Source organism: Loigolactobacillus iwatensis, from assembly GCF_003950295.1.
In the GTDB taxonomy this organism is placed as follows: Bacteria; Bacillota; Bacilli; order Lactobacillales; family Lactobacillaceae; genus Loigolactobacillus; species Loigolactobacillus iwatensis.
The window spans coordinates 1-12,581 of record NZ_RHNP01000016.1; the positions used below are offsets into that span (position 1 = coordinate 1).

Below are 12,581 nucleotides of genomic sequence, written 5' to 3' on the forward strand. Positions count from 1 at the left end.
CAAACTCAAATTCAAAATTTAGTCGTGGCATAGGACAAAAAAGTCTCTATTTAAATTGTCTATTTTATTGACAGGGGACCAGACTCAATGCCATGTAAATCAGTATAAATAAGCATTTCGGCCAATTGTTCACTTTGTTCGGCAGAAAACCCATAACCCTGATAAATCTTAAAAACTAGTTGTTTCATTTTATCACTATTGTATCTTTTTACCACACCAGTCACCACACTCTTTAGATTCTTAAATAATCGTTGTACGATTTAAGTTATGTTATTTATGCTAGTTAAAATAATGTTATTTGTCAACTTTATTTTTAATCAAAAACAAATCATTTTACAATAATGTCATCTATATTTTAATTAATTATTCATAATCTGAAATTTTCTAGATGTATTAAAATTACGCTCACTGAGTTCTATCCCTAATTTGAATTTGGTTACTGTTGGTTTAATATTGGTTTTGCGCTGCTTGCAGCGCTATTTTTTATTCAAACTAAGTTAAAGTAACTTTTTTATGTTATACTTTAGTCAATTATTAAGAAAGAAAGTGATGCGCTATGGCCTTTCCCTACCAAAAGAGTTTCAATAAATATTTACAGGATAAAGAATTGGCTCCCGTCACAATTTCGGAATACCAGCACACCTTAACTGATTTTTTTGACTACCTGCGGCAATTTAATTGGGCCTATCAAAGTGACCCCGATTTAAATAATATTTTGGAGAATGATATCCGCGATTACCTCACCATGTTACTGAATCGGCGGGCTTTAAAAAATGATACCTATAACAAGATTATGTCCCACTTAAATAATTACTTTAAATTTCTTTTTACTCACGAACTGATTACCAATTATCCAACGATTGGCCTAAAGGGTTTGCCAAAGGAACGTTTGACCACGGCCTTTCAAACTGATTGGTTACAAAAATTACCTAAACTACTACAAAACGAGCAATTAACTTTTTATACGCGGGCGGCCCTTTTATTATTAGCAAAGGGATTCACGGTCAAAGAGTTTCTTAGCCCTGGTTTTTACCAACAATTTGATCTATCAAAATTGACACCTAGCGAACGCCAATTTTGGTCTGAATTTCAGACTTACCGTCAACCATTTGCCACATTACAAACCAGCCAAGATTTATTTCTTAAAGCGCGGCGGGATACCAACAACCCGCAGTTAACCTTACCTGGTTTACACAAATATCTGAAACGTGATGGCCATATTCTAAAAATGACCTTATTACCTAGTAAACTGCACCAAGGTTACCTAATCCACTACATTATCAATCATCAAGAATTATCCGACCAAGAATTAATGACGGCCTTACGCCTTGATCCCGCTTCATTGGCATACTATAAAAAGAACTTGCCCTAACAAAACGGGCCAACAAAGTTGCATTCACAACTTTATTGGCCCGTTTTTATAAATAATCCAATCAATTTTATTCTTGTTGGTATTCTTCTAACAGCAATGCCATATCATCGTCGGTGGGGACTAACTTAACGTAACGCTGCAAGGCCGCCAACGTTTCATCACGTAAGCCTTCTTCACGAAAGAAATTAATGATTTGTCGTAAGAAATTAGGTTCATTTTTGAAGGTTGAATAGGCTAATAAATAGTTCTCCTTGGCCTTTTCATAGGCTTCTAAACGCTCGTATGAGACGCCTAAATTCCAATAGGCCTGCGGATCCACATCGCCCTGATCAACCGCCTCAGCCAACAATTCAACGTTATCAGTATCACGTTGCTGCTTAACGTATAAATTACTGAGCTCGATTTTTGCGGCCATATTATCCGGATCAATTTTCAATAACTGAATTAAATATTTTTCTCCAGCCTTACTGTCATCCAAACGCAAAGCAACGTGAGCCGCCTCATTATAGAGAACCTCGTTGTATTGATCCTTGCCAATACCTTCCTGCAAAACCCGCATAGCTTCTTCTAATTGTTGATCGGCCTCCAGAGCCTCCGCCAAATAGGGATAAAGTGATGTGTACTGCGGATCTTGATCACGCAAACTTGATAAAACTTCAATTGCCTTTTTGTAATCTTTTAACTGTAATTCAACAAAACCGTACTGAAAGGCGGCGTCAGGATCCAATTCCTCAGTCGGAATTTGTTTTAAATATTCTAACGCCCGCTCAAACTCACCCGTATTGGCGTAAGCAACACCTAGGCGCTGAATTATATTAACCTTAGAAAGTTCAGTAATTCCAGCATCTACTAATGTTTCGTAATAAATAACCGCCTTATGGAATTCCCCGCTATCAAAATAAAATTCAGCTAACGCAAACGTAATAACTGATTCATCTGGAAATAAACGACGGGCAGTTAGTAACTTTTGCTCACTGACCTCATAGAGACCCTGTTGTTGGTACATATCAGCCGCAACCAGCAGACTTTCCGCATAAGCGGGTGAATCTGGTTTGATCGCATCTAAATAGGTCAGCGCCTCATCGTTATTGCCATCGCTAATCGCAATATCGGCCAAAGTAGTTCGAATTTCATCTTCATCAGGATACTTTTTTAATAGCTTTAAATACGTGCGTTTGGCTTGTTTTAAAAATCCTAAAGCGTATAGATTCTCGGCTAAACTAAATAGGGTTTCGTCATCATCACGCCGTAATGCCTGAATAAATGCCTTATTGGCCGCATCAAGTTGGCCACTAGAGAGTTTTGTTAACATTTGTTCTGAATAACTCATCTAAAAACACCCTTCTTCATTTTGTTGTCAAATACATTTTAGTTTAGCATAAAAGTACCTAACTTGCTCAAAATTGACAACAAAAAAACTAGCAATCTAAATTGCTAGTCCTTCATTACTTATTTAACAGCATCTTTCAATGCCTTACCAGGTTTAAATGCTGGTACCTTGCTTGCTGGAATTTGAATTTCAGCGCCAGTTTGTGGGTTACGACCCTTACGAGCAGCACGGTCACGAACTTCGAAGTTACCAAAACCAATCAATTGAACTTTTTCGCCTTTTGCTAATGTATCTTGGATTGAACCAAAAACAGCATCAACAGCAGCAGTTGCGTCCTTTTTGGTTAAACCAGTTTGACTTGCAACATTTTCGATTAATTCAGCTTTATTTGCCATAGTGAATTCACCTCCGCATCAAAATATTAGACTCATCGTCTAATATCAGATTTGCCATTTCTATTAAAAATAGAAAGTGACGAAATAATGAAACAAAATCATCATTTCTGAATCAAAGATATCATAGGAATGCCTTGATAGCAAGGTTTTTTCGTGATTTATCACGTATTTTTTATTAAAATAGCCAAAATTAGTGAATCTGGCATTAATCTGGCTAAATTTGCGTTACAGCAAGCTCTAACTACTTTCGGCGGCGAGTAATAATGTGAATTGGTGTTCCTGAAAATTCGAAGGCTGCCCGAATCTGATTTTCAATAAAACGTTCGTAAGAAAAGTGCATCAAATCAGGATCATTCACAAAAATAACAAACGTTGGCGGCTTAATGGCCACTTGCGTTGCGTAATAAACTCGTAATTTTTTACCATTAGTCGACGGCGTTGGGTTAGTTGCAATTGCATCCATCAACACATCATTCAAAACAGAAGATTTAATTCGACGATTTTGATTTGTGCTTACTTCTTGAATCATTTTTGGTAGCTGATCAAGACGTTGCTTAGTTTTTGCCGAAACAAAAACAATTGGCGCGTAATCTAAGTAAGCAAAATTAGCCCGAATGGCGTTCTCAAAATCACTTAACGTATGGTTATCCTTTTTAAGGGTATCCCATTTATTAACCGTTATAATAATTCCTCGCCCGGCCTCATGCGCGTAACCCGCAATTCGCTTGTCCTGTTCCCGAATACCTTCTTCAGCGTTTAACGTGACTAAGACAACGTCGGAACGATCAATTGCAGCCATTGCCCGTAAAACACTGTATTTTTCAGCGTTTTCGTAGGCCTTACCCCGCTTACGTAAACCAGCCGTATCAATCATCGTAAACTCTGAGTCATCGGCGGCAATAAACTGCGTGTCAACGGCATCTCGCGTTGTCCCAGCAATACTAGAAACAATGACCCGATTCTCGCCTAAGATAGCATTAACTAATGATGATTTACCAACGTTAGGTCGTCCAATCAGGCTAAAATGAATCCGGTCATCATCAACTTCATCAATTTCTTCTGGAAAATGCTTAACAATCTCATCAAGCAAATCACCCATTCCAATACCGTGAACGCCAGAAACACCAACTGGATCCCCAAATCCTAAAGCATAATAATCATAAATATCTTGCCTTAATTCTTGGTTATCAACCTTATTAACTGCCAAAACAACTGGCTTATCCGATCGATAAAGTAATCTAGCAACTTTCTCATCAGCATCAGTTAGACCTTCACGAACACTGGTCAAAAACACAATAACATCAGCTTCATCAATTGCAACTTCGGCTTGTTCTTTAATTTGTTCTAGAAATGGTTCATCACCAATGTCGATTCCGCCGGTATCAATTAAATTAAACTCATGGCCCAGCCATTCTGCCGGCGCATAAATCCGATCACGCGTCACACCTGGCGCGTCATCAACAATGGAAATTCGTTCGCCAGCAATCCGGTTAAATACAGTTGATTTACCGACATTAGGCCGACCTACAATTGCCACTACAGGTTTTGTCATTACAATCCCTCACTTTCATTTAAAATTCACAACTTCAAACAAAAAAGAGATTGGTATTGGGCCAATCTCCAAATTGTTATAAAACTGATTTAGTTCTTATCATCATCGTTATTAGACGTACTCTTTTTTAATTCATTGCCAATAAGATCGCCTAATGTGAAGCCACCTTCATCATCATTACTTTGATAATTGCTGGTTTCAGCAGGTGAGGCCGTATTTGTTTTATCATCAGTATTTGGTTTTGGTGTTAAAGCTTTAATCGAAAGTGCCAAACGATGCGCCTCAGGTTTAACTTCTAAGACTTTAACCTTGATTGTCTCGCCTTCAGAAAGTACTTCGTTTGGTGTCGCGATATGTTCATGTGAAATCTGAGAAATATGAACTAAGCCTTCAACACCAGGGAATACTTCAACAAAGGCACCAAAAGTTGTTAAACGTTTAACTGTACCTTCAAGGACGGTACCAGCTGGTGCCTTATCCTCAATACCATCCCAAGGTTCAGGAAGTAAAGCTTTAAGTGAAAGTGAAATCCGGTTCTTTTCAGGGTCAACTGCTAATACCTTAACTTTAAGTTGTTGACCTACTTTAAGAACATCTGAAGGCTTAGCAACACGTTCATAAGAAATTTCTGAAACGTGAACTAATCCATCAATGCCACCAAGATCTACAAAGGCACCAAAATTAGTCAAACGCGCAACAGTACCTTCAACAGTATCGCCGGCCTTAATTGTTGCTAAAATCTTTTCACGTTGTTCAGCCTTTTGAGCTTCAACAATCGCACGGTGCGATAAGATTAACCGGTTCTCACTTGGTTCGATTTCGATAATCTTAAGTTCTAATTCTTGACCTTTATATTGTGATAAATCATCAACAAAATGATCAGAAATCATAGATGCTGGAATAAAGCCACGAACACCAGCGTCAACTACCAAGCCACCCTTGACAACTTCAGTAACGGTTGCGGTAAGCGTATTGCCAGCTTCAAATTCCTTCTGGATATCGGCCCAGACCTTGCGTGCTTCTAACCGACGTTTAGAAAGTAAGTAACTACCGTTCTCTTTATCCTTACCAATAGTTGAAATAACAACTAAATCAAGTACATCACCAACTTTGGCAATATCCTTAATGTCATCAACTGGTTGACTGGCTAATTCCTTAAGCGGAACAACACCTTCAACCCCAGTACCCTGAATACCAACGATTAATTGCTTATCGTCATCAATTGCGAGTACTTCACCTTTCACAATGTCACCGATCTTCACATCGTGGACGCTATTTAAAGCATCCGCCATGGCATTTTTATTTTCATTTGTATTATTATTTTCACTCATGCCAAAAATCCTCCTTAAACAGCTTGAAACTACAGTGTCTATTTTATAGTAAAAGCAGACGAAATGCTAGGAAAAGCTATTATTTATTATGATCTTTCTCTTTTTCTTGGACAATTCTAATAATTCGCGCAACAACTTGATCAATATTTAATGATGTCGTATCAACTAATATCGCATCTTTTGCTTGGACTAACGGGGAAATTTTGCGCGTAGAATCCTTTTTATCCCGCAACTCAATTTCTTGCTTTAAAACGGCAAGGGGCGTATTAATCCCCTTCGTTAAGTTTTCTTTATACCGTCTCGTAGCTCGTTCAGAAACACTGGCCACCAAAAAAATTTTAACTTCAGCGTTAGGCAACACGGCCGTTCCAATATCACGACCATCCATCACGATATTTCCCGCCGCTGCAATTTGATGTTGTAATTGGACTAACTTCTGCCGCACACCGCCTAAAGCAGCAATTGTTGAAACATTATTGGTCACATCAGGTTGCCGAATGGCCGCTGTAACTTCAGTTTCATTAAAGAAAACCCGCTGCTCAACTTTTCCAGGTTCAAACCGAATCATACTTTTATCCAATAAGGCAACAACCGCTACTTCATCGGTTAGCTTTAAGCCACGTTGCATCGCTGCCCAAGTAATCGAACGATACATCGCGCCAGTATCACAGTAAGTATAATGTAATTGCTTAGCAACCAATTTTGCTACCGTACTTTTCCCGGCCGATGCTGGACCATCAATTGCGATCTTTAGACCTACTGCCATTATTTAAAACCCCTTTTTCCACAAAAAAATTGAGGTCAGCCACAGACCCCAGTAGTTAACTTTTAATATTTTATTTAACTCGTAATTGCTGACCTGGCTTAATCGTAGCTGCACTTGTTAACCCGTTTAATTTTAAAAGTTCTTGAACACTTAAACCGTTATTAGCCGCTACCCGGTAAACACCTTGCCCCGCCGCAACGGTTACGTAGCTCCCACTGCTGCTACTGGCAGAAGCAGCACTACTGCTGGACGACGTCGCGCTTGAACTACTAGAACTGGCAGCAGCCACTTGTTCAGAAGAAGAAGCCGCCTGAGCAGTACTTGTTTCTGTTGTGGCAACTGAACTCGTCTTTTGCGCGTTACTTGTCGTTACTTTCTTACGACTGCTTGCTTGTGCATTTTTTTTTGACTGCGTTTTTTTACTAGTAGCTACCTTCTTTTTAGAAGAACTCACAATTGCAGTCGTGTTATGCGGTGTCACTGGCTTATTCATCTGATTTTGAAAAATCATCCAAGCACCAATCGGTAGTGCGGCTAAGGCCAACAAAGCAATCGTCAGAATTGTCACAAAAGTCGCATTACCCCGGTCCTTCTTACGAGTTGCGGCACGTGAAACGTTGCCACGATCATCGCGAGCATTATCAAACTGTTTGGCCCAAGGACGTTCTTCGTGAGCAGCAGTTTTTTTGTTTGGTTCCTCATTCTTATTCATTGACGCTCCCCCTCATTCACGAAATACCATTAATAATGCCTGGTTTCGTTAGCGGACCAATCATATTCTTAGGTCGAACTTCTAGGAATTATTGTAACATAAACCACTTTCAAATTCTTTAATATTCCGTAAAGAAAAGTTGCTTTAAGCGGCTTTGCCAATCAACATAGCTAACAGCCTCTTTTTGTTTACCTGTATTTGTAATCAAATCTAATTGTTCAAGGTAATCCGCCGCTTGATTATGGCAGCAACAATAGTTATCGCAAGTAATTGATTTATGGTCCGAAAAATAAGTTAAGATAAATTGCCGTTTACAATTCGGCGTCGTTATGTAGCTTAGCATACCGCCTAGTGCTAGGCGCTTTTCTTCTTGACGTTTTTGTAAAAGCTGTTGGATGGCCGAAGCAGAATAACCGTGCTGTTGATAAAAGCGAAGGAGATCAACCTCAGGAAAGTGCATTGCTTTAAAGTTATTCGGATTTTTAAAATATTGCTTAATAAGCCCCTTATCAGGAATACCACTCGCCAATAAATTGGCCTGAATTCGAATATCACTAGGCTGAAAAAGTAAGATGGCAACACTTTGCTGCCCATCACGCCCTGCCCGGCCAATTTCTTGTAAATAGCTTTCTAGATTAGAGGCTAAATGATAATGCAAAACAAATCGAATGTTGGCCTTATTGATCCCCATTCCAAAGGCAGTAGTTGCGCAAATAATTGCTAGATCACCTTCCATAAATTGTTGCTGAATTGCGTACCGATCTTGACTAGGTAGGTCTCCATGATAAAAGCTAGTTTTTATACCCGTTTCTTTTTGAATTTTATAGGCCATTTCTTCAGACTTTTGTTTGCTAGAAAAATAAACAATTCCTGGTTTTTTTAGTTGCCGACATAATTGAATCAAGGCCTGCTCTTTTCCAGATTCATTTGCGTATTGTTGAACATCTAAATAAATATTAGGTCGGTCAACAGAATAAATAACTTTTTTAGTTGTATCCGTTAAACCTAGCTTGACTAGAATATCGGCCTGCACACGTTTAGTGGCCGTGGCTGTCATTGCAAGCGTTGCGCGTGGTTGTAACTGCTCACGCAAAGAAGCCAATTCAAGATAATCAGGCCGAAAATCCGTCCCCCACTGTGAAATACAATGTGCCTCATCAATCGCTAATAGTGAAATCTTTAGCCGGCTCAACGCAGTACGAACGCGCGGTTGATTGGCCATTTCCGGTGATAAAAAGATAAAGCGGTACTGCCACAGCTGTTGTAATACGCCATTCTTCTCCATTGCTGTCAGGTTTGAAGTTAAGGCCACAACTTTTTTTTCACCTAAATAGTGTAACCGTGCTACTTGATCTTGCATCAAGGATAACAACGGTGAAACAATAACAACACTTCCACTGGCCGCATAACCTGGTAATTGATAACAGAGTGATTTACCAGTCCCGGTAGGCAAAACTGCAAAAGTATCTTGACCTGCTAAAACCGCCTGAATAACGTCCAATTGGCCTGGTTTGAAAGTTGTATAACCAAAACGTTTAGTTAAGATTTTTGTCAATTCCACCGTATTCATGGCTTTTCCTCCATTCAATTTGATATAAACGAAATGTGAAAAATGAAATATCCTGCGCCGCTACTAGATCATATTGCCAGTCATCAATAACCGTTTCGGAAAAAGTCGCCGCCAATTTCTGCCGTTGCGTTGTTGTTAGGTATGCGGCATATGGAAAATTCGGTGTTAAGATGGCCGCCTCTAATAGATGCTCAGTAATTGTGCCCGGTCTTAAACGCCGCATTTGTGCAATTTTAGTTAGGTCAGTGCCCTGAAGCGCCAGACGATAAGTCAGTGCGCTACTCTGACTAAGTACACCTTGTGCAAGTGGTTGCCAAAGCTCGGCCAGTAGCGGGAAATCCACCGGTGTCCTTTGCACCAAGTTAATTAAATGAGCCGTAATATCAATTTGATACAGAGCAACCTCAATTGGCATTAATTTAAACAATTGTGCAACTTGTGGCACCGCATAGCGCGTAATCTTGTACCCAACTAAAAATTGACTGTAAATATCAGCATCATGCTGGGGTAACTGTTGCAAAAATTGCCGCCATTCCTTTAATAAATTACGACCTAATTGCGGTGATTTATACTGTGTAAACCAGACTTTTACGGCCTGCTGATCAACTTCAGATATTTCCAGTGGATAGTAACGTGCATTATGGCGAGTATACTCGGACGTCACTTGCGTGGCCAAAAATAATCGTGCCATAAAATGCTGTAAATTAGGCTGCCTGAAGCCATTGAACCACCGGGGAACAAAATGCACCAATATAAAGGCCCGTTGAGATTTGAGACCTGCTTCAGTTAAACGGTAACGTTTTTCTCCTAACTCCAGTAGACCACGTTGTTTTAGTCGATCAAGGCCACGCTGAAATTTCACATCATTTAAGTGGGGCAGAAGCTGGTATAATGGAAGTAGTTGATAGGTCAATCCGGCGTATAAATTGGACACTGTCCGTTTTCCCTTGAGCAAATTCAAAATTGCTCGTGATCGCCGCCACTGTACCCGATCAAATAATAGTAATAAATAATCTTCTTGTTCCATGAGAATCCCTTCTTGGAGGCCAAATTTATGTACAGTAAAGTCCAGCAAGAGCAGTGCATTGCCTGTGGTCTATGTCAAATCAATGCACCTCAACTTTTTGATTACCAAACAAACGGTATTGCCTACTTTAAACCCGACAACAATTTAGGAAAAACCCCAATCGCTGCCGACCAGTTAGCAAACTTCAAAAAGGCCTACCAAAACTGTCCAACCCACGCAATCATCCGTCAAAATATTCCATTTAATATAAAGCGCACTTAAAAAAGTGGCTTTAAACTGTAAAAATAAATGCGCTTAAAGTAATTAGACGTACAATGAACGTTTACCTACAGCATAAAGCTTTCATTACGCTCATCAAGTACTTGGATCACGCGTTTATTAAAAAGGGGCCGAGACAATGTTTCGTCTCGGCCTCAATTTTAGCATATCGCTGTCTGTTTTCGTCAAATCTTCTCGGCTAATGAATTTTACCAGTTCTAGCCAATTTTTTAAGGGCCGCTACTTCTTGAGCTTGAAGTGGCCGTGAGTCACCAGAAACTAAACCATCAGCAGTTAAAAAAGCATACCGTTCCCGCCGTAACTTTTCAACCGGATAACCAACCGCCGTTAACATGTCGCGAACTTCATGGTTCATTCCTTCATGAATTGTGACACTAATTTGCGCGGTACGGTGCACTTTATCGCTGGAAAGTAACTTGATTTTAGCGGCGGCGGTTCGTCGTTTCTCTAACCGAACGCCTGTCCGTAACGTTTTCTGGGCCTCACTAGTGGGAATTCCCGTTACTTTAGCGATGTACGATTTTTCAATTTGGTAGCGCGGGTGCGTTAATAAATTGGCCAATTCACCATCATTAGTTAAGATAATCAGTCCTGATGTGTTGTAGTCCAAACGACCAATTGGGTAAATTCGTTCGTTAACTTCCGGAAAAAAATCAACGACGGTCTTACGCCCCTTATCATCACTGGCTGCTGAGATAACCTGACGAGGTTTATAAAACAAGAAATAACGCTTTTTTTCTTGTTCTAACGGAACACCGTTAACCTCAATCTGATCTCGATCGCCAACTTTAACACCCATTTCCGTAACCGTTTCACCGTTAACGGTAACTCGACCGTCACTAATTAAGGTCTCGGCTTTTCGACGGGAAGCAACCCCTGCTGCTGCAATAACCTTTTGTAATCTTTCCATTATTTTTCTTCCTTATCTTTTAATTGCGCCTCAAAGGCCTTAAATAGATCAGCTGTATCGGCCGTTTCTAATTCAGTAGTGGTCGTCTTTTCTTGGGTCAAAGGCGGTAATTCATTCAATTGCTTTAAACCAAAATAATCAAGAAAAAAAGGACTGGTTACGTACAAAATTGGTCGTCCAGGTGCATTTTTACGGCCTTTTTCTTCGATTAACTGACGTAAAGATAAACGTTGCAGTGCCCCGCTACTTTGGACACCACGAATTTCATCAATTTCAACCCGTGTAATCGGTTGTTTATAGGCAATAATTGCTAAGGTCTCTAATGAGGCCTGACTAAGATTAGTCGTTAGTGGTATTTCATAGTAGTGTTTGATAATCTCAGCGTAAGCCTTTTTAGTCACTAATTTGTAGTGATCGCCAAACTGAAAAAGCGTTAATCCCCGGTGACGATCTGCCTTTAGATCACTCTCAAACTGTTGAAGTGCGCGCATAATCGTTGTGCGTCCCTCTGTCAATAATTCATCTAACTGGTCTAATGTAATCCCTTCATCACCAGCAACAAAGAGCAAACTTTCCAAAGTTGCCGTTAAATTCATACTTTTGACTCCTTTAAAGCAACCGTAATTGGCGTCAAAACAGCTTCTTGGTAACAAGATACCTGACCATTTTTCATTAATTCTAAAACCGACATAAAGGTGGTCACTGTCTCTTCGACGCTTGAATTACTTAACAAATCGCCAAAATCGACTATCCCACGTTTATTTCGGTGTAATTGTTTTATGATTGCTTGAACTTTATCCTTAATTGTAATCGTTTCTCGAACCACATTTCGTACTGTAACTGGCTTGACGACCTTACCCTGCAGTAAATTAACCAAGGCGGCCGTTACCTCATCGATCCGCAAATGTTTCCTCGGCATTGGTAAGGGCTCGGCGCTAGTGGTTAAGCTAGGCGCCTTACTAAAATGTGTCTTACGGGCCGATTCCCTTTGCTGTAAATCAGTTGCAGCCTTTTTGTAAGTTTGGTAAACGAGCAACTGATTGACCAATTCATCCCGTGGATCAACAGTGATATCCTCATCCTCAGTTAATTCAACAGTTGGTTGGCGCGGGAGTAAAGTTTGACTCTTAATACGCATTAAAGTTGCCGCCATCACAAAATAATCGCCGGCCACTTCTAATCTTGAAGCCTGCATATGGTGCAAATACTCCAAGTATTGGGAAGTGATGGCGACGATTGGTATGTCGTAAATATTCATTTCTGATTTCTTAATTAAATGAAGTAATAGATCTAAAGGACCTTCAAACTCCGGTAATTTTACGGTTAAGGCCAAATCA

The 12,581-nt window shown here is 39.9% G+C and carries 13 protein-coding genes and 1 pseudogene; 2 read left to right on the top strand and 12 right to left on the bottom strand.

The features are described 5' to 3' along the window. Positions 1–80 precede the first annotated feature (80 nt). Positions 81–215 (bottom strand): annotated as a pseudogene (locus tag EKM98_RS12160) (Ldh family oxidoreductase); the annotation flags it as partial. Positions 216–556: 341 nt separating this feature from the next. Here EKM98_RS12160 and EKM98_RS05460 point away from each other — a divergent pair. After that, positions 557–1,372, top strand: a complete 816-nt coding sequence (locus tag EKM98_RS05460; protein ID WP_125981123.1) for a site-specific integrase — start codon at positions 557–559, stop codon at positions 1,370–1,372. 67 nt (positions 1,373–1,439) lie between these two features. Here EKM98_RS05460 and EKM98_RS05465 read toward each other — a convergent pair whose 3' ends face one another. From EKM98_RS05465 to EKM98_RS05500, 8 genes are all read right to left on the bottom strand, one after another. After that, positions 1,440–2,702: a tetratricopeptide repeat protein gene (locus EKM98_RS05465; RefSeq protein WP_125981125.1), complete on the bottom strand. Its 1,263-nt coding sequence runs from the start codon at positions 2,700–2,702 to the stop codon at positions 1,440–1,442. A gap of 119 nt (positions 2,703–2,821) precedes the next feature. After that, a complete protein-coding gene (locus EKM98_RS05470) occupies positions 2,822–3,097 on the bottom strand; it encodes an HU family DNA-binding protein (protein ID WP_068224403.1) in 276 nt (91 codons plus the stop codon). 241 nt (positions 3,098–3,338) lie between these two features. Continuing rightward, positions 3,339–4,649, bottom strand: a complete 1,311-nt coding sequence (der, locus tag EKM98_RS05475; RefSeq protein WP_125981127.1) for a ribosome biogenesis GTPase Der — start codon at positions 4,647–4,649, stop codon at positions 3,339–3,341. 89 nt (positions 4,650–4,738) lie between these two features. Beyond that, positions 4,739–5,980, bottom strand: a complete 1,242-nt coding sequence (rpsA, locus tag EKM98_RS05480) for a 30S ribosomal protein S1 (RefSeq protein ID WP_068224406.1) — start codon at positions 5,978–5,980, stop codon at positions 4,739–4,741. A 79-nt stretch (positions 5,981–6,059) separates the two neighbouring features. Next, positions 6,060–6,749: a (d)CMP kinase gene (gene cmk, locus EKM98_RS05485; RefSeq protein WP_404802939.1), complete on the bottom strand. Its 690-nt coding sequence runs from the start codon at positions 6,747–6,749 to the stop codon at positions 6,060–6,062. Between the two features lie 67 nt (positions 6,750–6,816). Further along, positions 6,817–7,458 carry a LysM peptidoglycan-binding domain-containing protein gene (locus EKM98_RS05490; RefSeq protein WP_125981131.1) on the bottom strand — a complete coding sequence of 214 codons (642 nt, stop codon included), beginning with the start codon at positions 7,456–7,458 and terminating at the stop codon, positions 6,817–6,819. Between the two features lie 118 nt (positions 7,459–7,576). Next, positions 7,577–9,028, bottom strand: a complete 1,452-nt coding sequence (locus EKM98_RS05495; RefSeq protein WP_125981133.1) for a RecQ family ATP-dependent DNA helicase — start codon at positions 9,026–9,028, stop codon at positions 7,577–7,579. Further along, a complete protein-coding gene (locus EKM98_RS05500; protein ID WP_125981134.1) occupies positions 8,994–10,055 on the bottom strand; it encodes a helix-turn-helix domain-containing protein in 1,062 nt (353 codons plus the stop codon). Before EKM98_RS05500 ends, EKM98_RS05495 begins: the two co-directional genes overlap by 35 nt. Before the next feature lie 27 nt (positions 10,056–10,082). Here EKM98_RS05500 and EKM98_RS05505 point away from each other — a divergent pair, with 27 nt between their 5' ends. Further along, entirely contained in the window at positions 10,083–10,316 is a 234-nt protein-coding gene (locus EKM98_RS05505) for a ferredoxin (protein ID WP_125981136.1), read from the top strand. A 196-nt stretch (positions 10,317–10,512) separates the two neighbouring features. Here EKM98_RS05505 and EKM98_RS05510 read toward each other — a convergent pair whose 3' ends face one another. Genes EKM98_RS05510 through EKM98_RS05520 form a run of 3 tightly spaced genes read right to left on the bottom strand, consistent with a single transcriptional unit; the run spans position 10,513 to position 12,577 of the window. Next, positions 10,513–11,244 (bottom strand): pseudouridine synthase, encoded by a 732-nt coding sequence (locus EKM98_RS05510; RefSeq protein ID WP_125981138.1) that lies wholly within the window; start codon positions 11,242–11,244, stop codon positions 10,513–10,515. After that, entirely contained in the window at positions 11,244–11,840 is a 597-nt protein-coding gene (scpB, locus tag EKM98_RS05515) for an SMC-Scp complex subunit ScpB (protein ID WP_125981139.1), read from the bottom strand. Before scpB ends, EKM98_RS05510 begins: the two co-directional genes overlap by 1 nt. Continuing rightward, the gene (locus tag EKM98_RS05520; protein WP_125981141.1) at positions 11,837–12,577 is read right to left on the bottom strand and encodes a segregation and condensation protein A; all 741 of its coding nucleotides are present in this window, start codon (positions 12,575–12,577) and stop codon (positions 11,837–11,839) included. The genes scpB and EKM98_RS05520 overlap by 4 nt, the downstream gene beginning before the upstream one ends. Between the last annotated feature and the right edge of the window lie 4 nt (positions 12,578–12,581).